29 protein-coding genes are annotated in these 26,166 nt (G+C 70.8%); 13 read left to right on the top strand and 16 right to left on the bottom strand.

What is annotated here, in order from left to right; translation table 11 throughout:
- Nucleotides 1-247: 247 nt before the first annotated feature.
- Nucleotides 248-739, top strand: a complete 492-nt coding sequence (locus tag ABZ194_RS08525; RefSeq protein ID WP_355593801.1) for a hypothetical protein — start codon at nt 248-250, stop codon at nt 737-739.
- A 64-nt stretch (nt 740-803) separates the two neighbouring features.
- Here the strand turns inward: ABZ194_RS08525 and kynU are convergent, their stop codons facing one another.
- From kynU to ABZ194_RS08570, 9 genes are all read right to left on the bottom strand, one after another.
- Entirely contained in the window at nt 804-2,021 is a 1,218-nt protein-coding gene (gene kynU / locus ABZ194_RS08530) for a kynureninase (RefSeq protein ID WP_355593803.1), read from the bottom strand.
- Between the two features lie 124 nt (nt 2,022-2,145).
- Nucleotides 2,146-3,117 (bottom strand): amidohydrolase family protein, encoded by a 972-nt coding sequence (locus ABZ194_RS08535; protein WP_355593805.1) that lies wholly within the window; start codon nt 3,115-3,117, stop codon nt 2,146-2,148.
- A 3-nt stretch (nt 3,118-3,120) separates the two neighbouring features.
- Nucleotides 3,121-3,636 carry a 3-hydroxyanthranilate 3,4-dioxygenase gene (locus ABZ194_RS08540; protein ID WP_355593807.1) on the bottom strand — a complete coding sequence of 172 codons (516 nt, stop codon included), beginning with the start codon at nt 3,634-3,636 and terminating at the stop codon, nt 3,121-3,123.
- Entirely contained in the window at nt 3,633-4,055 is a 423-nt protein-coding gene (locus tag ABZ194_RS08545) for a RidA family protein (protein WP_355593809.1), read from the bottom strand. Before ABZ194_RS08545 ends, ABZ194_RS08540 begins: the two co-directional genes overlap by 4 nt.
- Nucleotides 4,052-4,960 carry a fumarylacetoacetate hydrolase family protein gene (locus tag ABZ194_RS08550; protein WP_355593811.1) on the bottom strand — a complete coding sequence of 303 codons (909 nt, stop codon included), beginning with the start codon at nt 4,958-4,960 and terminating at the stop codon, nt 4,052-4,054. The genes ABZ194_RS08545 and ABZ194_RS08550 overlap by 4 nt, the downstream gene beginning before the upstream one ends.
- Nucleotides 4,957-5,970, bottom strand: coding sequence for a 4-hydroxy-2-oxovalerate aldolase (dmpG, locus tag ABZ194_RS08555; RefSeq protein ID WP_355593813.1), 1,014 nt, complete (start codon nt 5,968-5,970; stop codon nt 4,957-4,959). The genes ABZ194_RS08550 and dmpG overlap by 4 nt, the downstream gene beginning before the upstream one ends.
- On the bottom strand, nt 5,967-6,872 hold the full coding sequence (locus ABZ194_RS08560; protein ID WP_355593927.1) for an acetaldehyde dehydrogenase (acetylating): 906 nt from the start codon (nt 6,870-6,872) through the stop codon (nt 5,967-5,969). Before ABZ194_RS08560 ends, dmpG begins: the two co-directional genes overlap by 4 nt.
- A 126-nt stretch (nt 6,873-6,998) precedes the next feature.
- Complete coding sequence (locus tag ABZ194_RS08565) at nt 6,999-7,796, bottom strand: fumarylacetoacetate hydrolase family protein (RefSeq protein ID WP_355593816.1); 798 nt, start codon at nt 7,794-7,796, stop codon at nt 6,999-7,001.
- Entirely contained in the window at nt 7,789-9,243 is a 1,455-nt protein-coding gene (locus tag ABZ194_RS08570) for a 2-hydroxymuconic semialdehyde dehydrogenase (protein WP_355593818.1), read from the bottom strand. Before ABZ194_RS08570 ends, ABZ194_RS08565 begins: the two co-directional genes overlap by 8 nt.
- Nucleotides 9,244-9,316: 73 nt before the next feature.
- Between ABZ194_RS08570 and ABZ194_RS08575 the strand changes: the two genes are divergently transcribed.
- From ABZ194_RS08575 to ABZ194_RS08595, 5 genes are all read left to right on the top strand, one after another.
- Nucleotides 9,317-10,075 (top strand): IclR family transcriptional regulator, encoded by a 759-nt coding sequence (locus tag ABZ194_RS08575; RefSeq protein WP_355593820.1) that lies wholly within the window; start codon nt 9,317-9,319, stop codon nt 10,073-10,075.
- A gap of 63 nt (nt 10,076-10,138) precedes the next feature.
- Nucleotides 10,139-10,837 (top strand): dienelactone hydrolase family protein, encoded by a 699-nt coding sequence (locus ABZ194_RS08580; RefSeq protein ID WP_355593822.1) that lies wholly within the window; start codon nt 10,139-10,141, stop codon nt 10,835-10,837.
- Nucleotides 10,838-11,040: 203 nt separating this feature from the next.
- Nucleotides 11,041-11,583, top strand: a complete 543-nt coding sequence (locus tag ABZ194_RS08585) for a VanZ family protein (RefSeq protein WP_355593824.1) — start codon at nt 11,041-11,043, stop codon at nt 11,581-11,583.
- Nucleotides 11,584-11,733: 150 nt separating this feature from the next.
- Nucleotides 11,734-12,486 carry a GntR family transcriptional regulator gene (locus ABZ194_RS08590; RefSeq protein WP_355593826.1) on the top strand — a complete coding sequence of 251 codons (753 nt, stop codon included), beginning with the start codon at nt 11,734-11,736 and terminating at the stop codon, nt 12,484-12,486.
- 122 nt (nt 12,487-12,608) lie between these two features.
- On the top strand, nt 12,609-12,827 hold the full coding sequence (locus tag ABZ194_RS08595; RefSeq protein WP_355593829.1) for a hypothetical protein: 219 nt from the start codon (nt 12,609-12,611) through the stop codon (nt 12,825-12,827).
- Between the two features lie 222 nt (nt 12,828-13,049).
- On the opposite strand, the gene ABZ194_RS08600 is transcribed toward ABZ194_RS08595, so the two are convergent.
- Complete coding sequence (locus ABZ194_RS08600; RefSeq protein WP_355593831.1) at nt 13,050-14,153, bottom strand: DivIVA domain-containing protein; 1,104 nt, start codon at nt 14,151-14,153, stop codon at nt 13,050-13,052.
- A gap of 139 nt (nt 14,154-14,292) precedes the next feature.
- On the opposite strand from ABZ194_RS08600, the gene ABZ194_RS08605 reads away from it, so the two are divergent.
- The 3 genes from ABZ194_RS08605 to ABZ194_RS08615 all read left to right on the top strand — a co-directional run bounded on the left by ABZ194_RS08605 (nt 14,293) and on the right by ABZ194_RS08615 (nt 16,634).
- Nucleotides 14,293-14,835, top strand: coding sequence for a gamma carbonic anhydrase family protein (locus ABZ194_RS08605; protein ID WP_355593833.1), 543 nt, complete (start codon nt 14,293-14,295; stop codon nt 14,833-14,835).
- 61 nt (nt 14,836-14,896) lie between these two features.
- Complete coding sequence (locus ABZ194_RS08610; RefSeq protein WP_355593835.1) at nt 14,897-16,240, top strand: hypothetical protein; 1,344 nt, start codon at nt 14,897-14,899, stop codon at nt 16,238-16,240.
- Between the two features lie 205 nt (nt 16,241-16,445).
- Nucleotides 16,446-16,634 (top strand): hypothetical protein, encoded by a 189-nt coding sequence (locus ABZ194_RS08615; protein ID WP_184756678.1) that lies wholly within the window; start codon nt 16,446-16,448, stop codon nt 16,632-16,634.
- A gap of 88 nt (nt 16,635-16,722) precedes the next feature.
- Here the strand turns inward: ABZ194_RS08615 and ABZ194_RS08620 are convergent, their stop codons facing one another.
- From ABZ194_RS08620 to ABZ194_RS08645, 6 genes are all read right to left on the bottom strand, one after another.
- The gene (locus ABZ194_RS08620) at nt 16,723-17,004 is read right to left on the bottom strand and encodes a metal-sensitive transcriptional regulator (protein ID WP_355593838.1); all 282 of its coding nucleotides are present in this window, start codon (nt 17,002-17,004) and stop codon (nt 16,723-16,725) included.
- 18 nt (nt 17,005-17,022) lie between these two features.
- A complete protein-coding gene (locus tag ABZ194_RS08625) occupies nt 17,023-18,099 on the bottom strand; it encodes a glycosyltransferase (protein WP_355593840.1) in 1,077 nt (358 codons plus the stop codon).
- Nucleotides 18,096-18,890 carry a hypothetical protein gene (locus tag ABZ194_RS08630; RefSeq protein WP_355593842.1) on the bottom strand — a complete coding sequence of 265 codons (795 nt, stop codon included), beginning with the start codon at nt 18,888-18,890 and terminating at the stop codon, nt 18,096-18,098. The genes ABZ194_RS08625 and ABZ194_RS08630 overlap by 4 nt, the downstream gene beginning before the upstream one ends.
- Before the next feature lie 168 nt (nt 18,891-19,058).
- Nucleotides 19,059-21,221, bottom strand: a complete 2,163-nt coding sequence (locus tag ABZ194_RS08635) for a (Fe-S)-binding protein (protein ID WP_355593844.1) — start codon at nt 21,219-21,221, stop codon at nt 19,059-19,061.
- A 190-nt stretch (nt 21,222-21,411) separates the two neighbouring features.
- Entirely contained in the window at nt 21,412-22,047 is a 636-nt protein-coding gene (locus tag ABZ194_RS08640) for a TetR family transcriptional regulator (RefSeq protein WP_355593846.1), read from the bottom strand.
- Nucleotides 22,044-22,856: a sugar phosphate isomerase/epimerase gene (locus tag ABZ194_RS08645; RefSeq protein ID WP_355593848.1), complete on the bottom strand. Its 813-nt coding sequence runs from the start codon at nt 22,854-22,856 to the stop codon at nt 22,044-22,046. The genes ABZ194_RS08640 and ABZ194_RS08645 overlap by 4 nt, the downstream gene beginning before the upstream one ends.
- A 218-nt stretch (nt 22,857-23,074) precedes the next feature.
- Here ABZ194_RS08645 and ABZ194_RS08650 point away from each other — a divergent pair, with 218 nt between their 5' ends.
- From ABZ194_RS08650 to radA, 4 genes are all read left to right on the top strand, one after another.
- The gene (locus tag ABZ194_RS08650) at nt 23,075-23,773 is read left to right on the top strand and encodes a class I SAM-dependent methyltransferase (RefSeq protein WP_355593850.1); all 699 of its coding nucleotides are present in this window, start codon (nt 23,075-23,077) and stop codon (nt 23,771-23,773) included.
- Between the two features lie 116 nt (nt 23,774-23,889).
- On the top strand, nt 23,890-24,270 hold the full coding sequence (locus ABZ194_RS08655; RefSeq protein ID WP_355593852.1) for a MerR family transcriptional regulator: 381 nt from the start codon (nt 23,890-23,892) through the stop codon (nt 24,268-24,270).
- A complete protein-coding gene (trxA, locus tag ABZ194_RS08660; RefSeq protein WP_355593854.1) occupies nt 24,267-24,581 on the top strand; it encodes a thioredoxin in 315 nt (104 codons plus the stop codon). The genes ABZ194_RS08655 and trxA overlap by 4 nt, the downstream gene beginning before the upstream one ends.
- 151 nt (nt 24,582-24,732) lie before the next feature.
- Nucleotides 24,733-26,133, top strand: a complete 1,401-nt coding sequence (gene radA, locus ABZ194_RS08665; RefSeq protein WP_355593856.1) for a DNA repair protein RadA — start codon at nt 24,733-24,735, stop codon at nt 26,131-26,133.
- Nucleotides 26,134-26,166 lie beyond the last annotated feature (33 nt).

A 26,166-nucleotide genomic window follows, 5' to 3' on the forward strand; every position in this document is an offset into this window, starting at 1 on the left:
CCGAGCCGGGGGACTTTCAGGAACGAAACCTGCGAACACCACTGAACGGGATGAGCACCAAGTCGGCGTGGCGTCCGCTCTTCTGCTGTGACGTAGTGCGCATACTAAGACGACTCCCCCCTGGACGCGGTGGGTTGATTGCGTACGGGTCACCTTCGCTCGCCAACCCTCCGACGTCATCTGCGTGCCCGTCGCCCGATGACGGCACGTCGCCAACGATCGGGCAGCCGCCCGGCAGGAGGAGTACATGCGTTTGCTTATGGGGTCGGGGGCACTCGCCCTTCTCATTCTGGGGACGGGCGGTACCGCCGTGGCGGCCGCCCCCGACCCGGAAGACCCGCTGGCCGTGGCCGTCGAGCCGGTCAACGCCGGCAAGATCAAGGACGACCAGTTCTTCACCTCGCTCCGGATCTCCCCGGGACGCCCCCGCCAGGACAGTGACGTCCGGCTGATCGTGCGCTGTCCCAAGAAGGCGACCGACGCGGTCGTCTTCTCCAAGGTCCTCAACGACGCGGGCGTGAGGCGGCACAGTACGGCGCTGGGCATCGGTCTCAACGAGGACAAGTACGGACACGACACCGAGGATGTCGGGTTCGACGCGCCGCTGGGGCCCCGCCGGGTCTGGATGAAGTGCATAAAGATCGACGTGGACAAGGAGACCCGCAGCAGGAAGATCGAAGTGATCAGCCGGGCCAGGACCGCGGTTCTCGTGCGCAGATACAGCAAGTGGCAGCACTGACCTGACGCGGTCCGGTCCGCGGGGCGAAAGCCGGTGCGGCAGGCGTCCCGCGGACCGCCTGCCGTCAGGTGACGGCCAGGCGCCGCCGGTAGCGCTCGTCGCGCCAGTGCTCCTTCTCCAGGACCTCCGCCAGGGTGACGGCCGCGTCGTGGACGTCGGCGAAGCCGATGTAGAGCGGGGCGAAGCCGAAACGCAGGATGTCCGGGGCCCGGAAGTCGCCGTGGACACCCCGGTCGGTCAGGGCACGCACGATCGGGTAGCCGTCGGGGTGGGAGAAACTGACCTGGCTGCCCCGGCGCTCCGGATCGCGGGAGGAGACGAGGGTGAGGCCGTGGGGCGCGCAGAGCTCCTCCACCAGGTCGATGAAGAGCGAGGTCAGCGCCACGCTCTTGGCCCGGACCTGGGTCATGTCCACCTGCTCCCACATGTCCAGCGCGGCGTTGAGCGGGGCGTATGAAAGCACGTGCGGGGTGCTCACGGTGAAGCGCTGGATGCCCTCGGCCGGCCGGTAGCCGGGCTCGAAGGCGAACGGCGCCGCGTGGCTGTACCAGCCGGTCAGCAGTTGCTCGGCGCCGGCCTGGTGCCGGGGGTGGACGTAGACGAACGCGGGGGACCCGGGGCCGCCGTTGAGATACTTGTAGGTGCATCCGATCGCGAAGTCGGCCGCCGACATGTCCACCGGGAAGGCGCCCACGCTGTGGCAGAGGTCCCAGATCATCAGCGCGCCCGCCGCCTGGACCCGAGCGGTCACCTCGGCGGTGTCGTAGCGGTCCCCGGTCCGGTAGTCCACCTCCGACAGCAGCACGCACGCCACGTCGTCGGAGAGCGCGTCGCCGAGGTCCCCGATGTCGCGGACCTGGTAGCCGCCCAGCGCCTTGACCAGGCCCTCGACCATGTAGCGGTCGGTCGGGAAGTTGGTCGGATCGGAGACGACCACCCGGCGTTCCGGGCGCAGGCTCAGGGCCGCCGAGACGGCCTTGACGACGGTGATCGAGGTGCTCTCCCCCACCGCGACCTGGCCGGGACCGACACCGATCAGCGGGGCCAGGCGGTCACCGACGGTCAGCGGCAGGTCGAACCAGCCGGAGTTCCAGCCGCCGACCAGCCGCCGCTCCCACTCCCGGACGACGTCCGCCGTCGCCGCCGCGGCGGTTCTGGGCGGCGCGCCGAGCGAGTTGCCGACCAGGTAGATCGTTCCGTCGGGGAGGACGAACTCGTCCCTGAAACGCTTCAGGGGATCGGCGTCGTCGAGGGCGACGCAGTCCGCACGGCTGAGGGTCACGAATCATCTCCGGGTTAGGGCCTTACCGACCTCTCCATCATCGGGCATCGGCGGAGGTCGGGACATCAGAGGTTCCGGGACACGGAACCCGGTGCCGCCCCGCCGTACCGGACGGCGGCACGGGTCACCGGCCGAGGAATCGGGCGGCGTTCCCGCCGAGCAGCTTGGCGCGGGCGGTGTCGGACAGGAACCCGGCGTTTCCGATCAGGGAGCCGACCGGCGACTCACCCAGCGGGTAGGGGAAGTCCGAGCCGAGCATGACCCGGTCCTCCCCCATGGTGTCCACCAGCAGCCGCAGCGCCCGCTCGTCGAACACGATCGAGTCCACGCTGAACCGCTCCAGGTAGGCCGAGGGCGGGAACTCCGAGGTCCCGACCACGTCGTTGCGGCGGTGCCAGGCGTTCTCGAAGCGGCCGAGCCAGAAGGCGAACGAGCCGCCGCCGTGGGCGAAGCAGACGCGCAGGTCGTCGGAGATCCGGTCGAAGACGCCGCCCAGGATCAGGGCGAGCACCGACAGGTGGGTCTCGGCGGGCATGCCGACCAGCCACTGGGCCATCCAGCGCTGCAGGCGGGGGCTCTCCGGCATGTCCCACGGGTGGACGAAGACGGGCGCGCCCACGGCCGCGCAGTGCTGGAGGAACTGGACGATCCCCTCGTCGTCGAGGTCGCGGTCCCCGACGTGGTTGCCGATCTCGACGCCCGCGTGCCCCGCCGCCAGGCACCGGTCCAGCTCGGCGCAGGCCAGGTCCGGGTCCTGGAGCGGCACCTGGCAGAACGGCACCAGCCGCTCGGACGCGCAGATCTCCAGGGCCAGGTCGTTGAGGATCCTGGCGACCCCGACCGCCTGCGCCGCCGGGCGCTGGTAGGAGAAGAACACCGGCGTCGGCGAGACGACCTGGACGTCCACCCCGTCGGCGTCCATCTGGTCGAGGCGGACCGACGGGTTCCAGCAGTCGTCGGCGATCCGGCGGAACTCCCGGTCACCGAGCAGGATCATGGCCTCCCGCTCGGACTCCACCCGGAGCCTCGGCGCCTGCGCCCAGCCGAGGTCCGGCCAGCCCTTCGGGACGTAGTGGGTGTGGGCGTCGATGATCAATGGTTATCCCTTGCCTGGGTGGAACGCCCCGCAGTTGTCGCAGGTGCGGGCCTTCTCGTCGTCGTAGAAGGACTGGAAGATCGGCGGCAGGTCGGCCACGATGTCACGGACCTGGAGTTCCACCTCGTGGACCACCGCGTCGCACTCCTGGCAGTACCACCGGAACTTCTCCAGCACGCCCTCCCGCCTGATCCGCTCCACCAGGAAGCCGACCGAACCCTCCTCGGGACGCTGCGGCGAGTGCGGCAGGTTCGGCGGGAGCAGCCACATCTCCCCCTCGCGGATGTGGACGGTCTCCGGTCCCTCCGTGGTCATGACGTTGACGTGCATGTTGCCGCGGACCTGGTAGAAGAGCTCCTCGTACGGGTCGACGTGGAAGTCGGTCCGCGCGTTCGGCCCGCCGACCACCATCACGATGAGGTCGTTGGAGTCCTCGAAGATGACCTTGTTACCCACCGGGGGCTTGAGCAGGTGGGCGTGCTCGTCGATCCACTTGGTGAAGTCGATGGGGGGTATCACTGGCGCTCCTCCGGTCTGCAGGCCACGGCCTGGATCTCGATGAGCAGGTGTGGATGGGGCAGTTGGTGAACGGCGACGGTGGTCCTGGTCGGGCCCGTCTCGTCGAAGTACTCCGCGTAGACCGCGTTGTAGCCACCGAAGTCGTTCATGGTGACCAGGTAGGTGGTGAGCTGCACGAGGTCGCTCAGCTCGGCCCCCGCCGCCCGAAGGATGTCGGCGATGTTCTCGATCACGGCCCGGGTCTGCTGGGCGATGTCGAGTTTGACCGTGCCGAACTCGTCGGCCTCGGCGCCGATGATCGTGTTGTCCGGCCGGCGGGAGCTGGTGCCGGACACGTAGATGAAGTCTCCGGCCCGCTTGACGTGCGGAAATCTCCCGCGCGGTGTGGCCTTGCCCGTGACGACGAGCCCCCCGGTCATGATGTCCTCCCCGATGTCCCCGCGGCGACGCCCGTCCCGGCGCCCCCGGTCGTGCCTGCGCCGGTCTTCCCGGCCTTTCCCGCTTTCCCGGCCTTCCCCGCTTTCCCGGCGTCCCCCGCTTCCGCGGCGGTGTCCCCGCCGACGCCCTTGGCGGTGAACGAGACCGAGCCCAGATGCTGGATCTCCACCCGGACATGGGCCCCGGGGCTGAGCGGCTCGGCGGGCGTGGCGGCACCTGCGAGCAGGATCCACCCGGGCTCCAAAACCACCCCCACCTGTACGGCCAGCCGCGCGGCCTCCACCACGGCCCGGCGCGGATCGCCCAGGATCGCGGCGGTCGAGCCGACCTGGACGGGGCGGCCGTCGATCTCGAAGACGACGCCGAGGTTCCACCGGGCGGAATCGTAGGACCGCCAGGGACCGATCGCGTATCCGGCGGCCGAGGTGTTGTCGGCGATCACGTCCGGCAGCGAGAACCGGAAGTCCCGGTAGCGGGAGTCGATGATCTCGATGCCGGGGGCCACCGCCGCGACGGCGCCGGGCGCCAGGGCGTCGGCGACGCTCTCGACGCGGCGGCCGATCAGGTAGACGACCTCCGGCTCGACCCGGGGGTGGATGTATCCCGAGACGTCGGCGTGTGAGCCGTCGAGCACGGCCGACGACTCCGGCACCCGGCCGAAGATCACGTCGTGCACGCCCATCTGACGGCGCTTGCCCTCGCTGGTGAGGCCCAGCTTCACCCCGGCCAGCCGGTCCCCCCGGTCCAGGCGGAGCCGGAGCAGCTCGTCCTGAACCCGGTAGGCGGCGGCCACGTCGTAGCCCGGCTCCGGCTGCGGCTGCGGCACCGCGCGGGCCGTACGCGCGGCCTCGTCGAGCACCGCGGCGAGACGGCGAACGTCGGTCACGACCCCTCCTCCGCGCGGAGGAGGTCCAGCGCGATGTCCACGATCATGTCCTCCTGGCCGCCGACCATCCGGCGGCGGCCCACCTCGGTCAGGATGGTCCGGGTGTCGACGCCGTAGCGCGCCGACGCCGCCTCGGCGTGGCGCAGGAAGCTGGAGTAGACCCCGGCGTAGCCGAGCGTCAGAGTCTCCCTGTCCACCCGGACCGGACGGTCCTGCAGCGGCCGGACCAGGTCGTCGGCCGCGTCCATCAGGGCGTGCAGGTCGCAGCCGTGCTCCCAGCCCATCAGGTCGGCCACCGCGACGAACACCTCGATCGGGCAGTTGCCCGCCCCCGCGCCCATCCCGGCGAGGGAGGCGTCCACCCGGTAGGTGCCGTTCTCCACCGCCACGACCGAGTTGGCCACGCCCAGACCCAGGTTGTGGTGGGCGTGGACGCCGATCTCCGTGTCCTCGTCGAGCACCGATCGGTAGGCTCTGACCCGGTCCCGCATCCCGTCCATGGTCAGCCTGCCGCCGGAGTCGGTCACGTAGACGCAGTGCGCGCCGTACGACTCCATGAGCTTGGCCTGCCGCGCCAGTTCCCCGGCGGGGGCCATGTGGGACATCATCAGGAACCCGGCCACGTCCATGCCCAGCTCGCGGGCGGTGGCGATGTGCTGGGCCGAGATGTCGGCCTCGGTGCAGTGCGTGGCGATCCGGACCGAGCTCACGCCGAGCGCGTGGGCACGCCTGAGGTCGTGGATGGTGCCGATCCCGGGGAGCAGCAGGGTCGTCAGCCTCGCCCGCCGTACGGCCCCGGCGACCGCCTCGATCCATTCGTCGTCGGTGTGCGCGCCCGGGCCGTAGTTGAAGCTGCCCCCGGCGAGGCCGTCACCGTGGGCGATCTCGATGGCCGCCACACCCGCGGCGTCCAGCGCCGCGGCGATCTGGGCGGCCTGGGCCGTGGTGTAGCGGTGCCGGATGGCGTGCATGCCGTCCCGCAACGTCACATCCTGGACGTAGAGTCTCACGCGTTCACCTCCGCCAGCCGCTCGGCGGTGCGCAGCGCGGCCGAGGTCATGATGTCCAGGTTTCCCGCGTACGCGGGCAGATAGTGGGCGGCGCCCTCGACCTCCAGGAAGACGCTCACCTTGGTCCCCCCGTTCCGCTCGCCGGTGGGCAGCGGCTCCCCCACCGGGATCCGGTCGAACTGCACGTCCTGCTTGAGCCGGTAACCGGGCACGTAGTCGCGGACCCTGTCCACCATGGACCGTACGGCCCGCGCCACCTCGGCCTCGTCGCACTCGTCGACGAGGCAGTAGACCGTGTCCCGCATGATCAACGGCGGCTCGGCCGGGTTGAGCACGATGATCGCCTTGCCCAGCGCGGCCCCGCCGACCTTCTCGATGGCCCGGGAGGTCGTCTCGGTGAACTCGTCGATGTTGGCGCGGGTGCCGGGGCCCGCGGATCTGGAGGCGATCGAGGCGACGATCTCGGCGTACCTGACGGGGGTCCGGGAGGCCACGGCCGCCACGATCGGGATCGTCGCCTGCCCGCCGCAGGTGACCATGTTGAGGTTCGGCTCGCCGAGGTGGGCGTCCAGGTTCACCGGGGGCACCACGTAGGGACCGACGGCGGCGGGGGTCAGGTCGATGACCCGCTTGCCGTGCGCCCGGAGCACCCGGTCGTTGTGCGGGTGCGCCTTGGCGGAGGTCGCGTCGAGGACGACGTCCACCTCGGCGAAGCCGGGCAGCGCCACCAGGCCCTCGACCCCCTCGTGGGTGGTCGCCACCCCGCGCCGCCGGGCGCGGGCCAGACCGTCGGAGTCGGGGTCGATGCCCGCCAGGGCGACGACCTCCACCCGCTTGGAGAGCAGGGCCTTGAACATCAGGTCGGTGCCGATGTTCCCGGAGCCGATGATGGCGATCCTCATCGGCCGTCCGCCGCTCCGCGCCCGCTCCGCGGGCGGATCCGTCCGTTCGCCGGCCGCGCCGGCCTCGTTCACCGTCATGCGAGGACCACCCCTACCAGGGTCATGAGAAGACCACCTTTGCCGAGGTCATGAGAAGACCGCCCTTACCGAGCCGACGCCGTCGATGTGGGCCTCGAAGACGTCACCGGGTTCGACGGGGACCATCGGCCCGAGCGCCCCGGTCAGCACGACGTCGCCGGCCAGCAGCGGGAAGTCCCTGCCGCCCAGCGCGTTGGCCAGCCAGACGGCGGCGTTGAGCGGATGGCCCAGGCAGGCCGCGCCCGCCCCGGTGGAGACCTCCCGGCCGCCCCGGTTCATGGTCATCCCGGCCAGGCGCAGGTCCAGGCCGCGCAGCCCGACCGGGGTGTTGCCGAGCACGAACGCCCCGCTGGAGGCGTTGTCGGCGACGGTGTCCAGCAGCGTGATGTCCCACCCGGCGATCCGGCTGTCCACGATCTCGATCGCCGGCAGCACGAAGTCGACCGCCCGGATGACGTCGGCCACCGTGAACGGCCCTCCCACCAGGTCCGCCTTGAGGACCAGGGCGATCTCCGCCTCGGCCTTGGGCTGCAGGAGGCCGCCGGCCGGGATGGGCAGGCCGTCGGGGTGGGCCATGTCCGCGAAGAGCATGCCGAAGTCCGGCTGGTCCACGCCGAGCTGGCGCTGGACCGCCGGGGAGGTCAGGCCTATCTTCCGCCCCACCAGCCGCCGCCCGTCGTGCAGCGCCCGCCTGGTGTTGATCTCCTGTACGGCGTAGCCGGTCTCGGCGGTCCCGAGCGGCAGCATCTCCCTCACCGGCGCGCAGGGCTTGCCGTCGCGCGCCGCCTCCAGCAGCCGGTCGGCCGCCTCGACGAGCGCGTCGGCCGTCTCGCTCCGCTCAGTCATGTTCCGGCTCCAGCCTGATCGTGATCGTGGTGGGTTCGGAGTAGAAGTCCAGCGAGTGGGTGCCGCCCTCCCGGCCGATGCCCGACAGTTTCACTCCGCCGAACGGGGTGCGCAGGTCCCTCAGGTACCAGGTGTTCACCCAGACCAGGCCAGCCTGGAGCGACTGGGCGACCCGGTGGGCCCTGCTGAGCCGCGAGGTCCACACCGTCGCCGCCAGGCCGTACTCGCTGTCGTTGGCCAGCTCGACGGCCTCGGCCTCGGTGTCGAACGGGGCCACGTGGCAGATCGGCCCGAAGATCTCCTCCCGGTTCACCCTGGAGGTCCGCGGCAGCCCGGTCAGCACGGTCGGCTCGACGTAGTAACCGCCGTCCCGGTCGTCGCCGAAGCTCGGCACGCCGCCCCCGGCCCTGATCTCCGCCCCCTCCTCGGCGGCCAGCCGGTAGTAGGAGAGCACCTTGTCCCGGTGCTCCGCGGAGATCATCGGCATCATCGTGGTGTCCTCGTCGGCGGGGCGGCCGAACCTCAGCTCCCCGGCCCGCTCGGCCAGCCGGGTGACGAACTCCTCGAAGACCGGCCGCTGCGCGTAGAGCCGCTCGGTGCACAGGCAGACCTGGCCGCCGTTGGTGAAGACCGACCGGACGCTCCCCTCGACGGCCGCGTCCAGGTCGGCGTCGGCGAAGACCAGCCCCGCGTTCTTGCCGCCCAGCTCGAACGAGACCGGCTTGACCCGGTCGGCCACGCTCTTCATGATCGTCGATCCGGTACGGCTCTCGCCGGTGAAGGTGACCGCGTCCACCCCCGGGTGCTCGACCAGGAACTGACCGGTGGAGCCGCCGCCGAACCCGTGCACCACGTTGAGGACGCCCGGTGGCAGGCCGATCGCGGCGGCGATGTCCGCCAGCACGGCGACCGAGCCCGGCGTGTGCTCGGAGGGTTTGACCACGACGGTGTTGCCCGCGACGAGCGCGGGGCCGATCTTCCAGGTGGCCAGCAGGAACGGCAGGTTCCACGGCACGATCACCGCGACCACGCCGAGCGGCTTGCGCACGGTGTAGCTCAGCACGTCTGTCAGATGGAACGCGCTCTCCGGACGCTGGGCGGCGATCTCGGCGAAGGACCGGAAGTTGGCCGCGCCGCGCGGGATGTCGAGCGTCCGGGTCTGCGTGATCGACTTGCCGGTGTCCGCGATCTCCGCGGCCACCAGGTCCTCGAACCGCTCCTCGATCGCGTCGGCGAGCCGGCGCATCCAGCCGGCCCGCTCGGCCACCGGCAGCGCCGCCCAGCCCGGCAGGGCGGCGCGGGCCGCGTCGACCGCCCGGTCGACGACGGAGCGGTCCGCCTCGTGGACCAGGCGGACCGGCCGTCCGGTCACCGGATCGTGGACGGCGAACGTCGCCCCCTCGGCGGCCGGTACCCCACCGATGAAGTGGGTCACCTGGTCAGACAAGACTTCTCCTCGGAAAAGACCCCCGCTGGGTCACTGTCTACGGGTATAGAGGTCAAGACGATTGTCGGCAACAATGTGTTCCGTGACACGGAACCCCGATCGCCTCTCGATGCTGGAGAAATCCTGGCTGGTCCTGGACGCGTTCCGCCCCACGGGAGGCCCCCTCCGGCTGACCCAGGTCGCCGGGCGATGCCATCTGCCCAAGACCACCGCCTTCCGGCTCCTCACCGAGCTCACCGAGATCGGCGCGATCACCCGCCGCGAGGACGGCTACTATCTCGGCCGCCGGCTGTTCGAACTCGGTTCCATCGTGCCCCTGGAACGCGACCTGAGACACGCGGCGCTGCCCTTCATGCACGATCTCTACGAAGCCACCCACGAAACCGTGCATCTGGGTGTGCGCGACGGCCTGGACGTGGTCTACGTGGAGAAGATCCGTGGTCAGGAGGCGTTCGCCCTGCCCTCCCGGGTCGGCGGTCGCCTCCCGCTGTCCTGCACGGGGCTCGGCAAGGCCATGCTGGCCTACTCGGGGCCCGAGCTGATCGACGAGGTGCTCGGCCGCCCCCTGCGCCGGCTGACCCCCCACTCGATCGTGGACCCGCAGCGCCTTGAGGAGGCCATCGGCCAGATCCAGGCCTCGGGCCTGGCCTACGAGCGTGAGGAGGCCCAGCTGGGCGGCGCCTGCATCGCGGCCCCGGTCTTCGGCAACGGCGTCGCGGTCGGCGCCCTGTCGGTCTCCGTCCCCCTGGCCCGCTTCCAGCCCACCCGCCTGGCCCCTGCGGTCAAGGCCGCGGCCCTGGGCATCTCCCGAGCCCTCACCCGAGGCATCTGACCCGGCGGGGTGGGTATGCGGTTCACTGTTCGTTCGACCCGGTCAGCCGGCAGGAGAGTTCCCATGAAAGCCCGTACCGATACGGTCACCGTCGCCGACGGCTCGTTCGACCTGCACCTTTGGCTGCCCGAGAGCGGCGGCGGCCCGGTCGTGCTGCTGATTCAGGAGATCTTCGGCGTCGGGGCGTACATCAGGAGCGTCGCCGAGGACCTGGCGGGGCTCGGATACGTGGTCGGCGCGCCGGACCTGTTCTGGCGGATCCAGCCCAACTGGGTGTCCGGCCACGACGAGGACGGGGTGGCCGCGTCGATGAGGACCGCCGCCGCGTTCGACCTCCCCCAGGGGGTCGCCGACTCGGCCATGGCGCTGGCCCGCCTGCGCGCGCTGCCCGAGGCGCGCGGCGGAGCCGGGGTGGTCGGGTTCTGCCTGGGCGGCTCGATCGGCTACCTCCTGGCGGCCACCGTCGAGGCGGACGCGGTGCTGTCGTTCTACGGCTCCGCCGTCCCCGGGGCCACGGGCCTGATGGACGAGATCACCTGTCCGCTGCTGCTGGTGTTCGGCGGCTCGGACCCCTTCATCCCGCGCGATCAGGTCGCCCGGGTGGAGCGGGCCGCGGCCGGACGGCCGAACGTGGAGGTGTACGTCGCCGAGCGGGCCGGCCACGCCTTCCTCAACCACGAGGCCCCGCGGTTCCACGACCCCCAGGCCGCGCCGATGGCCTGGCGGCGGACCGTGGAGTTCCTCAGGCAGCACGTCCGCTGAGCCTCCGCCGGACCCCGAACACCGGCGCCCCTTGGAACAGGCGCCCCTGGGGCGGGGAGGGGCCCGGGGACACGGGCGCCCCTGGGGGGACGAATCCGGGGCGCGGACGGGTCACGCGGAGGGATCCGGGGCGCGGACGGCCCTTGCCTGAAGGTGATCTTCCCGTACCCCCGGAAGCCCTCCCGCCCCGGCATCATGGCCCCATGCAACAGGTGTGGCGGATATGGGGATATGTCATCGTGATGGCCGTACTGGCGGTCCCGGCGGCCGTCGTCGCCGCCCGTCTTCTCGCCCGCCGCCGCGCCCGCGACGGCCACCCCCTCCCGGTCCGTACGGCCGTCGCCGATGTCGTCATGGTGGCCGGGACCGCTCCCTGGATCTGGATGACCCTCACCCCGGGAACGGTCTTCGGCACCGTCAGCCTCATCCCGTTCGGAGACCTGTCCACGCTGCTGCGCGGGTCCGCCGAGACGGCGTTCGTGCAGATCGGCGGCAATCTCCTGGTCTTCGCCGCGCTCGGCGCCATGCTCCCGGTGCGCTCGGCGCGCCTCGCCTCGTTCGCCGGGATCGCGGGCGTGGCCGCCGGCGCGTCGCTCACCGTCGAGCTCCTCCAGTACGGCCTGAGTCTCGGCCGGGTGAGCTCCGTCGACGACGTACTGGTGAACACGGCGGGTGCCGTCCTGGCCGCGGCGGTCACGCGGAGGTGGTGGGCCGGGCGCGCCCCGGCGGCGACCGTGCGCCGTTAACGGATCGGGAAACCTCCCGCAGCTCGCCACACGGGCACGATCCTCTCAAAAGAAGCACGGGACCAACCCCTGCATCTGTGCGATCGTGGACAAGACGGGGCAAGTTCTCTGGAGACGCCAAACCCGGTTGGTGACAGAGGGTGATAAAACGTGCAGCAATCCCCGGTTCCTCCCGAGCCCCCGATCTATCGACGCATCGCCGACGGACTCCGCGAAGCGATTCTGTCCGGTGAACTGCGAGACGGGGACCGGCTTCCGGGCGAGAACGCCCTGATGGCCGAGTACGGCATAGCCCGTGCGACCGCCAGACAGGCCCTGTCCGTGCTCATCAACGAAGGCCTGGCCGTGCCCAGGCGTGGCTCGGGAGTCTACGTCCGGCAGTTCCGGCCGATCAGGCGGCACGGCTCGCGGCGACTCTCACGGCAGCAGTGGGGACGGGGGCAGGCGATCTGGGACTCCGACACCACAGGCCGCCCCTACACCGTGGACGAGATCACCATCGACAGGGAGGCCGCGGAGGAGGCCGTGGCGCGGGTCCTGAACAGCGTGGAGGTGTGGGTGCGGCGACGGCGCTACTCGGTGGACGGCAGGCCGGTCCAGCTGGCCGTCTCCCACTTTCCCGCGGCTCTGGTGGAGGACACCCCGATCATCGGGGAGGACACCGGCCCCGGGGGCGTCTACGCGCGCCTGGGCGATCTCGGCCACACACCGGCGCACTTCACCGAGGAGGTGCGGGCCCGCATGCCGCACCCCCATGAGACCGTTCAGCTGGATCTGCCGGCGGGCACCCCGGTCATGGTGATCTGCCGGATCGCCTACACCGAGGACTGGGTCCCGGTCGAGGTCAACGAGATGATCCTCGACGCCGCCGCCTACGTACTCCACTACGACTTCGACTCATAGATCAAGCCTGTCCGTCAAGCGATAGGTTGACCTGTCCTTCACGATCATTGATTTCTCTAGAGAAGTGGCTCACCGTCAGAGATGGAACGTCGCAAGGGCCTGGGCGCGGGGAAGGTGCAGGGATGTCATTTGACCGGCATCTAGCGGAAATCGCCCGGGAGTTTCCCGACTGGACGATCTGGCGGAGCGACGCGGGTCGGTGGTGGGCCACTCGCCACCACCCGCTGAGCTCCGCCCAGCGCGACCTCGGCTGCGCCATGACCATCGACGCGGACGACCCGAAAAGACTGCGGGAGCAGTTACACGATCAACAGGACCTCTCCGGCCGAGAGGATCCCTGAGAGAACCGCCCGGTGCCCGGGTCAGCGAATCTCGCGGCTCCGGCACTGGGCACCCAATCGCGGAAGCCTCCGACCCGATCGGGGGCGGAGGCTTCCGCTTGATCTCCGACATCACGAGGCCGTGGCATATAACCGGAACACGGCCGGCGGGCGAGTGCCCCGGACGGGGCCCGAGGGTGTCCCCGGCCCCGATCGCCTACGGGACCGGGGACAACCCAGAGATCACTTACGGCCCGCGTACTCCTCGTTCCCCTTGACCGCCGGGCCCGCCGCCTCGATGTCATCGAAGCCCTCGGCTCGGCGACCACCGGCGAAGTCGCCGTCGCGGGGCTCGTCCTCGTCCACGATCACTCGGACGGCCTCGACGTCGGGCTCGACGTCGACCGTGGCACCGGCGTGAATGTCGGTCGCCTCCCCGGTTCCGGCCTCGGCCTCGGTCTCCGGCTCGCCCTCGGAGGCGGTGGGCGCCGGCTGGACGGGGGCCGGGGCCGGGGGAAGCACGGCGTTCTCGTCGATCAGCGGCCCGGCGGAGCCCTCCCGGTGGAGCAGGTCGCCCAGCACCGCGCTCATCTCGTTGAGGCGGCGCATGACCTCGTGGTGGGTGTCGGTGAGATAGGAGACCCGGCGGCCGGTCGTCTCGTCCAGGGTCGAGGAGCGCTGCTGGGCCGACGTCAGCATGGCGTGCGCCTCGGCGCGGGCACTGCCCAGGGTGGAATCGGCCTCGGCCCGAGCGCCCTCGACCGTCCGCTCCGCCTCGTTCCTGGCGGAGGTGAGCACCCGGTCGGCCTCGGTCCTGGCGGCGCGCAGGGTCTCCTCGGACTCGGTGCGGGCGGCGTTGAGGGTCTCCTCCGCGTCCCCGCCGGCCTGGGAGAGCATCTGCTCGGCCGACTCGGTGGCCTCGGCGACCCTGCGCTCGGCCTCCTGCTGCGCCGCGGTCAGTATGCCCTCGGCCCGCTCCTGCGCCGAGGTCACCAGCCGCTCGGCCTCGGCCCCGGCGTCGTCGCGGAGTTTGGTCGCCTCGTCGTCGGCGACCTGCCGCTTGGCCGCGGCCTCCTCCTCACCCAGCTTCAGAATCTGGCTGAGCCGCTGACCGAGTTCGTCGTAGTCTTGCGGAGCGTCGGAGAGCCGCCGCCGGGCCTCGGACAACTCCATACGACTCTGCTCGACCTGGTCGATGGCCCGCGTGAGCCGTTCCTCCAGATCGCGGACCTGGTTGCGGGTACGGTTCATGTAGTCGTGGACCTGGCGACGGCTGTAGCCGCGCATGACGACCTCGAACGAGTCCTCATGCATCAGATCGGGAAAGCTCTCGTGCTGGTTTGTCATGGCACTGCCCGTGGAGGTTGTGTGGCGGGAAAGGAGACGTCAGGAGACGACTTTCCTGCTTACCGCCCAAGACCGCAACCGGAACGCGCCAGGGGCTTGCCGAAATATCGGACAGATGACCGCCCCGTACCATCAATCCATGAACGCCGTACCGTACATCGCCTCCCTCGACGGTGACGCGATCCCCCGCATCCATCCGACCGCCTACATCGCCCCGGGCGCCGTGGTCGTCGGCAAAGTACGGCTGGGCCGGGCCGCGAACGTCTGGTACGGGTCGGTCCTGCGGGGTGACGACGAGCTCATCGAGGTCGGCGAGGAGTGCAACATCCAGGATCTGTGCTGCCTGCACGCCGACCCCGGCGAGCCCGCCGTCCTTGAGGAGCGGGTCAGCCTCGGTCACAAGGCCATGGTGCACGGCGCGCACGTGGAGACCGGCGCGCTGATCGGCATCGGCGCGATCGTGCTCGGCGGGGCCAGGATCGGCGCGGGCTCACTGATCGCGGCGGGCGCCCTGGTCGGTCCCGGCAAGAAGATCCCGGCCGGGGTGCTCGTCACGGGCGTCCCGGGAAAGGTCGTCCGCGAGCTCACCGACGACGACCGCGCCTCCTTCGCCCGTACCCCCGACGGTTACACGGCCAAGGCCGAGCGGCACCGGGCCGCGGCCGTCGTCACCCGGGGGTGAGGACCCGCGCCCCCCGCTGTGATCCCCCGGGCCGCTGACGCGCGGCGGAGCCGTGGGTAACATGACCGCCGTGCGGCAGTGGGACGGGTTCGACGCCATCGAGAGGGATGCGCGTGTCATGGTCGCCGACCCCCGGTGGGCGGCGCTCCCGCTGCCCGCGCGCGCTCAGGCCGTCGCGCTGCGCACCCTGGTCACCCCCGACGGCGGACGCTGGCTGTTCGGCACGCACGCGCGGTGGTACCGCCAGGACCCGGCCGACGGCCGCTGGCACCTGACGGCCCCACCGGCCGATCCCGGGACGCGTGCGGCCGCGCACGTCGTCCAGGTCACCTCGATGGTCCCGCAGCACCTGGTCCCCGGCGTGCACGACTTCACCTCCGACCGGGGGTCGGTCCAGGGGTTCGTCGGCCCGGACGTGCCCCTCACGATCACCGAGCGGGTCCGCGAGCTGATCGCCTCCCAGCGCGGCAGGCGCAGGGAGGACTTCCCGCTCACCGGCCCGTTCACCGAGACCTTCGCCGGGGAGGTGGCCAGCCCGGTCGCCGCGATCTGGGGCACGCTCATGTGGTGCGCCTACGCGCCGGCCTTCGACGGCAACGAGGTCCTGCTGTCGATGTTCGGCGAGTTCCTGGCCCGCCCGCTCCCCGGTGACGAGTGGGTCCGCTGGCTGCCCCCGGCCTCGCTGGAGGACCTGGCCGCGCTGTACGGCGAGCGGGTCAGGGCCGGGCACCCCGAGGCGGGTCTGCGGCTGGTCGCGCTGATGGCCGACACCGCGGGGGTGATCAGGGGCGATCCGCGGTTCCGTCCCCGGGCCGACGCCCTGGTGAGCATGGTGGAGCCGTTGCTCCGCCGGACCGGCCCCGACTCCTCCGTCGCCCACCTCGGCGACGACGCGGTACGGCAGGCGTGGCTGTCACGCCGCCCGCCGCACGTGACGCTGCCGGACTCCTCTCCGGGGGAGCACTTCCAGCACGCGGTCTACGACCTGGTCGAGACGCTGGGGTTCCTCGTCCCGAAGGGCGCCGACCCCCGGGCGGTGGCGGCCTCGCTGCTCGCCGCCGACCTGTCGCCGTTCGGCGCCGGGACGGCCCACCCGCTCTACCCGTGGCTGGACCCCGAGCTGCGCCACATCCTGCACGTGGTGCTCGCCGAGTCGTCCCACCCGCTCCGGGGGTGCTGGCCGCGCTCCGGCAGGCTGCCCTCGGCGCTGCACCCGCCGGACCGGGCCGGCGCCGCGGCCCTGCTGGGCGCCGCCTACGCCACGGGGCTGGCGTGGTGCCGCCTCACCGGGACCGCGGTGCCGGAGCGGGGCTTCACCACCGCCTCGGCGGTGGTGCACCGGCTGACCCACGAGCGAGACGATCCGGTGCCCGGTGTGTCGGGCACCTTCCCCCGCCACTTCTGACCAACATCAGCACAAACAAACCACAAATTCAGTTATTTTCCTTCGGGCTCTTATACCGCTCCAACCTCATATGCATCAGACAATTTTCCGAATTGTGATCTCGGGTGCGGGAAAGGGTCCCTACGAGGTCAGGGGGGTGCTCGGAAGGAATGGTCCCGATGGGCCATGGGCAGCAAAGACCTTCCGCCGTAACCTCGAAGTGGGTGTGGGCTGCGGAAGGAAGGACGACGCGGTGGGGCACGACGATCTGGACTCCAGGGTCCACGACCGTGTCGCGTTGGACGAGATCGCACTCTATGCCGAGGTGCTTACCGCCGTCGCCATCAGCGAACGGCCGCTCACCTTGGCGGAGCTCGACAACGCGCTCGGGTTAAGTGCTTCGGCGATCTGCTGAGGCCGTTGAAAAAACCGACTGAACCGCCTAGTCCCGGACTCCTCGGCGGGGTCCGGGACGTGGCTCGGAAAGATAGTCCGGTGACTAGTCACGACCGGACAAGGCGAGCGATCGCCGCCGAGGCTTCCTTGATCTTCTCCTGCGCCTCCGGGCCGCCGGAGGAGACGGCGTCCGCGACACAGTGCGCGATGTGGTCCTCCAGGAGGCCGAGCGCCACCGCCTGAAGCGCCCGGGTGGCGGCCGACACCTGTGTCAGCACGTCGATGCAGTAGGCATCCTCGTCAACCATCCGCTGCAGGCCCCTGATCTGCCCCTCAACCCGCCGCAACCGCGTCAGATAAGCCTGCTTGTCCCCGCTGTACCCATGCATGTCCCAACGGTACCCGGGTCAGACGCAGCGGGACGTGGTCACGATCAGTTTCTCCCACCGGTCGGCCACCGCCGACGCCCGGTGGGCCGCCGCGGCCCTCAGCGCGCCGGCCGCCAGCGCCCTGCGCCGCCGCTCGTCGCCGATCAGCGCGAGCAGCGCGGAGGCGTACGCCTCGATCTCGCCGTCCCCCTCGGCGACCAGGACCCCGCTGCGGCCGTCGGTCACGAACTCGCCGGGACCGCACGGGCTGTCGAACCCGATCACCGGCACCCCGCTGGCCATCGCCTCGATCACCGCCGTCCCCGACGTCTCGGCCCTGGAGGTCACCGCCACGATCGACGCCTTGGCGAACTCGCCGGTCAGATCGGAGGTGGTGCCCATGAAGTAGACGTGGTTGTGCAGGTCGAGCTCCTGGACCAGGCCGCGCAGGCGCCTCTCCTCCGGGCCTCCGCCGTACAGGCGCAGCCGCCAGTCGGGCCGCTTGCCGGCCACCACGGCGAAGGCGCGGATCAGGCGGTCGTAGGCCCTCGCCGACACCAGGCGCCCGCCCGCGGCGACGATGCGGTTGTCCATCCGCGAGCGCGGCCACGGCCCGGCGGGCAGCGCGTCCGGGATCAGGCTGACGTCGGCCCCGCCGTCCAGGAGAAGGCCCCACTCACGCCGGCTCCGCTCCGTCGCGGCGACCACCGCGTCCAGCCGGGGGTAGAACTTCACGATCGGCCCCGGCATCGGCGGGCGGCCCCACTCCCGGGCGATCCGCACGATCTCGCGCGGCGCGTGCCTGGCCACCTGGACGCTCAGGCCCGGCCTGGTGCCGATGACCACGTCGGCCCTGAGCGCGCGCAGCCGCCGCCAGAGGGCGACCTCGGTGCGCATCTGGCCCTGCGGGAACAGGTGCCGTACCCCGGGCAGCGCGTCGATCACCCAGGAGAGCGTCACCTGGGGCGCCACCGGGAAGAACGGCCTCTCCCGGTGGCGGCGGACACTGAGGATCTCCACGTCGTGACGTTCCGCCAGCTCCCCCGCGAGGTTGACGACCGACCTGACGTCGCCGCGCATGCCGTAGATCGAGGGGACGAGCAGGCAGATCCTCATCCTCCGACCTCGATCCTGAGCTCGTCGTCGGCGGTGTAGCAGGGCCGGATCGGCACCCCGTCGATCCGCGCCGCCGGATACTGCAGGCGGCGCCGCTTGCCGTTCACGTCGTCCAGCCGGGAGCCCAGGCGGAGAGGCGCCGCCAGGCCGTCCACCTCCAGCGTCGGCTCCCAGGTTCCCGGCTGCTCGGGCGCCGCGGCGAGCACGTCGCACAGGGAGAGGGCGGCGTGGAAGCGCACCCCCTGGACCGTGGCGGCCGAGCGCAGCTCGGCGTCCGGGCCTCTGCGGCGGAGCGCGAGCCGTGCCCGGTGCCGGGACTCGTCGTCGTCCAGGCCGGTGAAGGCCAGCAGCCCGGTGACCTCGAAGCGGCCCTCACGGAACCAGACCGCGCGGACCTCGGCGACCGGCTCGGCCTGGTCGACCTTGAGGGCCAGGAAACCGTTGCGGGTCCGGTAGGCCCGGTAGGCGAGTACGCGCCGGCTCAGCGCGTAGGCGTCGAGGTGGTCGAGGGAGAAGCCCGGGTCGACGCTGCGCAGCCGGGCGCGGGCCCCGTCGCGTCTCAGGTAGGCGTCCCAGCGGCCGGGACTGAGCGTCAGCGGGGAGAGTGAGACCGCCAGTGTCGCGTCCCGCGCCTCCGTCCCGGTGGCCCCCAGCGGAACGCGGTGCTCCACGGACGTCCCCCGCTGGCGCAGAACCAGCTCGGTGCCGGTGGTGAGCGGCTCGCCGATGGCCAGGCGGAGGGACAGTACATCGGCCAGAGTGACCTCGGCATCGGTTACGACGACATGCACCGCAGCCCCCCTCCCCGTCAAATGAGCTACGCGACGTTGAGGTTACCGTGATTTTTCCGTAATCAGAAGGAAGAGTTTCGGACCTTCTGTCCTTTTCGCGGAAACTTGACCGAGTGTCAGGTACGGCCTGCGGGCGCGGGCCGTACCCGACGGGGGGGAAATCCGGGGTCAGACCGGGGAGCCGGAGGACTCGGCGAGCCGGCCCTTGACGGACTTGATCAGAAGCTGGGAGACGTCCACGACCTCCAGCGTCTCCTTGGCCTCTCCCGCGTTCTTCTTCTCGCTGATCGAGTCGCCCAGCATGACCAGACAGAACGGGCACGCGGTGGAGATGGTGTCGGGATCGGTGGTCAGCGCCTCGTCCACCCGCTCGGTGTTGATGCGCTTGCCGAGCCGTTCCTCCATCCACATCCGGGCGCCGCCGGCGCCGCAGCAGAAGCCCCGGTCCTTGTGACGGTGCATCTCCTGGGTCCGCACACCGGGCACCTTGGCCATGATGTCGCGCGGCTGGGAGTACACCTTGTTGTGGCGCCCGAGGAAACACGGGTCGTGGTAGGTGATCTTCTCCTCGATCGGGGTGACCGGGATCAGCCTGTCCTCCTCCACCAGCTTGGCCAGCAACTGGGTGTGGTGGATGACCTCGTAGGCGCCGCCGAGCTGCGGATACTCGTTGGCCAGGGTGTTGAAGCAGTGCGGGCAGGTCGCGACGATCTTCTTGACCCCGGCCTCGTTCAGCGTCTCGATGTTCTGCCTGGCCAGCATCTCGAAGAGGAACTCCATGCCCAGGCGGCGGGCCGGGTCACCGGTGCACGCCTCCATCGGGCCGAGCACCGCGAACTTCACGCCCGCGATGTGCAGCAGCTCGGCGACGGCCTTGGTGGTCTTCTTCGCCCGGTCCTCCAGGGCCCCGGCGCAGCCGACCCAGAAGAGGTACTCGGTGTCCTCGGGCATCTTCTCGTCGACGAGCGGGATCTCGATGGGGTCGTCGGCGCGGCCGGCGAGCTCCTCGATCCAGTCGGCCCGCTTCATCTCGGACATGCCCCACGGGTTGCCCTTGTTCTCCAGGTTCTTGACCATGACGCCGGCCTCGGACGGGAAGTTCGACTCCACCATCACCTGGTAGCGGCGCATGTCGAGGATGTGGTCGATGTGCTCGATGTCCACCGGGCACTGCTCGACGCAGGCACCGCAGTTGGTGCAGGACCAGAGCACGTCCGGGTGGATGACGCCGTCCTCGCCGACCAGTGGCTTGTCCAGCAGGGCCAGCACGTCCTCGTGCAGGTCCGCGCGCTGCTCGGTGGTGGCCGCCAGATACGGCGCGATCTTGAAGGCGTGGTCGCGCTGGTCCAGGATCAGCATCTTCGGCGACAGCGGCTTGTCGGTGTTCCAGGCGGGGCACTGCGACTGGCAGCGACCGCACTCGGTGCAGGTGTAGAAGTCGAGGAAGCCCTTCCAGGTGGTCTCCTCGATCTTGCCGCGGCCCAGCCTGTCGCCGTCGAGGTCCTCGTCCTCGAAGTCGACGACCTTGCCGTCGATGCGCATCGGCTGGGCGGCGCCGTTGCCGTCGGGGCGGCGGGAGAACAGCACGTTCAGCGGCGCGGTGAAGATGTGCAGGTGCTTGGAGTTCACCACGATCACGAGGAACACCAGCATGACGCCGATGTGCAGCAGCAGCCCGACGTGCTCCAGGATCTCGTTGCCCGAGGTCCCCAGGGGCCGCAGCGCGGCGGCGACGGCCTCGGACGCGAACGCCCCCGAGCGGTAGGGGAGGTTGCCGGTGTTGAACGCCGCGCCCCGGAAGAGGAACATCGTCCAGATCACATTGAAGATCATGAAGAGGACGAGCCAGGCGCCGCCCAGGTGCGATCCGGAGAAGCGGGAGCCCCGGCCCAGCCTGGCCGGCGAGTTCTTGATCCTGATGACCGCGAACGCGACCAGGCCGAGCAGGGCCGCGACCGCGATGAAGTCCTGCAGGAAGCCCAGAATCGCCCAGGTCCCGACGATCGGGAGGTGGAAGTCGGGCGTGCCGGTGATCGCGCCCTGGATCAGCGCGCCGTACGCCTCCAGGTAGACCGTCGCCAGGATGAAGAAGGCCCACATGACGAAGAAGTGCGCGGTGCCGGAAGGCGTCCATTTGAGCAGTTTCCGCTGACCGAAAACCTCGACCAGCTGGGCTTTGATCTCGGCGCCCATGTTGTCTCTGGCATATTCGATCCGCTCGGGCGCGGATGGCCCGACAGTGGCGAGCTTGTAGAGAAACAGCACGCGGCGCGCGGCGAGCGCGAGCGCGACGACTGTCATGACCAGCCCGATGACCGCTACCCAGAGCACGTGTCCTCCCACAGACGGCGTTGGCTGACAGCGTACGACCGCGCCTCGACCACGGTGACGGCGGGTCCCCACAGACCTTACCCGCTAGTAACATAATTTCGGTCAGCGAGCCGTGGTGACCGGTGTCACCATACGGTCATCACAGTGCCCAGAACAATGCTCCATACTCCCCGGGGCGCCCGCTTCCGCGTCACGGCGTCCCGTCGAGATAACGCTGGATCGTGGGCGCGAGCAGCACGACCAGATCCTCCACGTCGAGCGAGGCGAGCGGCTCCAGTTCGAGCACGTAGCGGACCAGGACCACGCCGAACATCTGCGCGAAGGCCAGCTCCATCCGGACCGGTGAGACCCCGAGCGCCTCGGCGACCCGGTTCAGCAGCGCGTGCGTCATGAACTCCCGGATCACCGCGACCATCCGCTCGTTGGTCATCGCGGTGCGGATCAGCGCCAGCACCGGCTGACGGGCCTCGGCCCGCGAGGTCATCGTCAAGATGAGCCTGGCCAGCCGCTCACCGACCTCCTCACGCGGCCCGGAGAGAAGCTCGGAGACGACCTCGCCGGGGTCGACCGGCAGCTCCATCGCCGCGACGAACATGCCCTCCTTGCTCGCGAAGTAGTGGTGGACCAGCGCCGGGTCCACCCCCGCCAGCCTGGCGATGCCCCGGACGGTCGCCCGGTCGAACCCCTTGGCGGAGAAGGTCTCCCGCGCCGCCGCGAGGATCTCACCGCGGGTGTCCGCCGTCCCCGGCCTGCGCCCGGGACGCCTCCTGCCCTCCGCGCCCTCCGTCACCGGCCCGCTCTCGCCCGTCACCGACTGCCCGATCACGCTCTTGAGGAGGTGGCGAGGTACAGACGCGCGAAGGCCAGCGCCTCGGCGAGATCGTCGATCCGCTCGGTACGGCCGGCGGCCTTACGCGTGTTGATCTCCAGCACGACCAGCCCGCCGTAACCGCTGCCCGCCAGGCGCTCCAGAATGGGCGCGCACGGCTGGTTGCCCCGGCCGGGGACCAGGTGCTCGTCCTTGTTCGCTATCCCGACGCCGTCGGCCAGGTGCAGGTGGGCCAGCCGGTCGCCGAGCTTGCCGAACATCTCCAGCGCGTCGGAACCGGACACGGCCGTGTGCGACAGGTCCAGCGTCACATGGGGGAAGTCGTGGTCGACCGGGTTCCAGTCCGGGGAGTACGGCACCACCTCGTTGCCCCGCGCCCTCAGCGGGAACATGTTCTCCACCGCGAAGATCACGTCGGTCTCCTCGCGCATCCTGGACAGGCCGATCTCGAACTCGCGCGCGTACTCGCGCTGCCAGCGGAACGGCGGATGCACCACGACCGTCCTGGCCCCGAGCCGCTCGGCGGCCCGCTGGGCCCGCTGGAGCTTGGCCCACGGGTCCTTGCCCCAGACCCGCTGGGTGACCAGCAGGCACGGCGCGTGGATGGCCAGCACCGGCAGCTGATAGTGATCCGACAGCCGCTCCAGCACGTCGATGTCCTGGCTCACCGGGTCGGCGCCGACCATGATCTCCACACCGTCGTATCCCAGGCGCGCGGCCAGCTCGAACGCGTCCGGTGTGCGCTCCGGATACACCGAAGCGGTGGACAGTGCGATCTTCGCGCTGGGCACTCGGGTAACGCTCATACGGCTTCCTCGCCTCCGCCCCGGAGTTCGCGTGAGCGGGTGCCGCCGATGCCGTTGACCAACTCGCTCACGTTGCCCAGCCTAAGCGCGCCCGGCCCGCGGTGGCGTCCGGCCCGCTGATGCGTCGGACATCACACGGATCATCGCGCGATCCCTCACCCGGACGTCACACGGACCATCGCGTGAGGGCGGCACGGACGTGTCGCTACCGTTGGGGCATGTCGCGGTTCGCGCAAGGCGCCATCCCCAGCCCCAACATCTGGCACACCCCCCAGATCTACGAGCTGGAGAACCGGGCGGTGGACCCCGAGGGCCGGGTGGAGGCGGCGATCGCCGCCGTCAGGCCGTGGACCGCCGCGACCGTCCTGGACATCGGCTGCGGCACGGGCTACCACCTGCCGCCCGTGTCCGCCACGGCCGCCAGGGTGATCGGCGTCGAGCCGCACGACGACCTCGTCCGGCTGGCCAGGCGCCGCTGCCACGCCCTGCCCAACGTCGAGGTGCGCCGGGCCACCGCCCAGGCCCTGCCGGTCGGCGACTCCTCGGTGGACCTGGCCGTCGCCCGCTGGGCCTACTTCTTCGGCCCCGGATGCGAGCCGGGGCTGGCCGAGCTGTCCCGGGTGGTACGGCGCGGCGGCGCGGCCTTCGTGATCGACCTGGACGCCACCCGCGGCGCGTTCGGCCGCTGGTTCAGCCAGTCCGTCCCGTCCTACTCGGCCAGGTCGGTGGAGACCTTCTGGACCCGCCAGGGCTGGCAGACCCAGCCCCTCGACCTGCGCATGGCCTTCGAACGCCGGGCCGACCTGGAGGCGGTGCTGCGTATCGAGTTCACCCCGGCGATCGCCGAGCGGGCCATCGCCGAGACCCCCGGCCTGGAGATCGCCTACCCCAACGTGCTGCGGTGGAGGCGATTCTGACCCGGCGCCCCGCCCCGCGGTGGCCCGCCGGAACACCGGACCGCGGCTCCGATGATTCTCGGGCTTGACCTTGACGCCGGTGTCAACGCCTACCGTGCTGTCACAAGGAGGACCGGATGCGGATCGGGGAACTCGCCAGGCGGGCCGGGGTCAGCCCCAGGGCGCTGCGTTACTACGAGCAGCAGGGGCTGATCGTGGCCCGGCGGGCGGCGAACGGCTATCGGGAGTACGGCGAGGCGGACCTCAGGCTCGTCATCGAGGTCAGGGCGCTGCTCGCCGTCGGCTTCACCCTGGAGGACGCGCGGCCGTTCGTGGCGTGCCTGCGAGCCGGGCACGAGTCGGGCGGGTCCTGCCCGGATTCGGTGGCGGTCTACCGGCGCAAGCTGGCCGAGATCGACGACGAGATCCGCACGCTGCTGGCCCGCAGAGCCGAGGTGGCGGGGCAGCTGTCCGCCGCCTGCCCCGGATGCGTACTGCGGAGAAGGGAAGATTCATGATCACTTTGACCACCGAGAACTTCGCCGAGCAGGTGCTCGGCAACGACAGGCCGGTCCTGGTCGAATTCTGGGCCGAGTGGTGCGGGCCCTGCCGGATGATCACGCCGGTCCTGGAGGAGATCGAGGCCGAGTACGGCGACCGCGTCACGATCGCCAGGCTCAACGCCGACGACCACCCCGAGATCTCCGCCAGGTACGGGATCCTAGGCCTGCCGACGCTCAACCTCTACAAGGGCGGCGAGGTGGTCGGGCAGGTCAGGGGCGCCAAGCCGAAGCGCCTGCTCCTGGCCGACCTCGAAGGCCACATCTGAGCCGCCCCCTGTCCCGTTCCACTCAAAACCCGCTCGAAGCCCCCTCGAAGCCCGCTCAAGGCCCGCTCGAAGCCCCGCGCGGGCCTCATCCCGGTGCGGCGCGCGCCGTACCGGGGTGAAACCTGTCGGTCAACACCTGTAACGTGCGGCCATGGCTAAGAAGGTCGGCTATCGCTGTGGTGAGTGCGGTTGGCAGACCGCCAAATGGGTGGGGCGCTGCGGCGAGTGCCAGACCTGGGGCACGGTCGAGGAGGAGAGCGCGCGCGGCGGCGTCACGGTGACCTCCGCCGGGCCGGTGTCGGCTCCGGCCGTCCCGATCGGCGAGGTCAAGGCCGAGGTGGCGCACGCGCGCGGCACCGGGGTGGGCGAGCTCGACCGCGTGCTCGGGGGCGGCCTGGTCCCCGGCGCGGTGGTGCTGCTGGCCGGCGAGCCCGGCATCGGCAAGTCCACACTCCTGCTGGAGGCCGCGGCCAAGATCGCACGGCAGCGGACCGTTCTCTACATCACCGGCGAGGAGTCGGCGGCCCAGGTGCGGGTCAGGGCCGACCGGATCGGCGCGATCCAGGACCGCCTCTACCTCGCGGCCGAGACCGATCTGAGCGCGCTGGTGGCCCACGTCGAGAAGGTCCAGCCGGAGTTGCTGATCGTCGACTCGGTGCAGACGATCGGCTCCGCCCAGGCGACCGGCGTGCCCGGCGGCGTCACCCAGGTCAGGGAGGTCGCCGGAAACCTGATCCGGCTGGCCAAGGAGCGCGGCATGTCCACGGTGCTGGTCGGCCACGTCACCAAGGACGGCTCGATCGCCGGCCCCCGGACGCTTGAGCACCTGGTGGACGTCGTGCTCCACTTCGAGGGCGACCGGCACTCCCGGCTCCGCATGGTCCGAGCGATCAAGAACCGGTACGGTCCCGTCGACGAGGTCGGCTGCTTCGACCTGCACGAGGGGGGCATCGAGGGCATCGCCGACGCCAGCGGCCTGTTCGTCTCGCACCGCGCCGAGCCCGTGCCCGGCACCTGCGTCACCGTCACGCTGGAGGGCACCCGTCCACTGCCGGCCGAGGTTCAGGCCCTGGTCGCGCGGACCGAGGCCCAGCAGCCACGCCGCTCCTCGTCCGGGCTCGACACCTACCGGGTGACGATGGTGCTGGCCGTGCTGGAGCGGCGGCTCAACGCCAAGCTCGGCGGATGCGACGTTTTCACCGCGACCGTGGGCGGCATCAAGCTCAGCGATCCGGCGGTGGACCTGTCGGTGATGCTGGCGGTGGCCAGCGCGGCCGGGGACAAGCCGCTGCCCCGGGGGCTGGTGGTTCTGGGCGAGGTCGGCCTCGCCGGTGAGCTGCGCCCGGTGCGCGACGTGCGCCGCCGCCTGTCGGAGGCCGCGCGGCTGGGCTTCACCCGGGCCCTGGTCCCGTCGGGCTCCCTCGACTCCGGGAAGAAACGCGGCGCCGACCGCTCCCTGGTCCCCGTCGGCGGCCGGAACGCCAACTTCATGCCGGGATTCGACGTCGTCGAAGCGGAAAACGTCTGGGACGCGCTCACCCATGTCACATAGGTTTGACCATCGGACGATTCCAGACTCCGCAGC

Source organism: Streptosporangium sp. NPDC006007, from assembly GCF_040614315.1.
In the GTDB taxonomy this organism is placed as follows: domain Bacteria; phylum Actinomycetota; class Actinomycetes; order Streptosporangiales; family Streptosporangiaceae; genus Streptosporangium.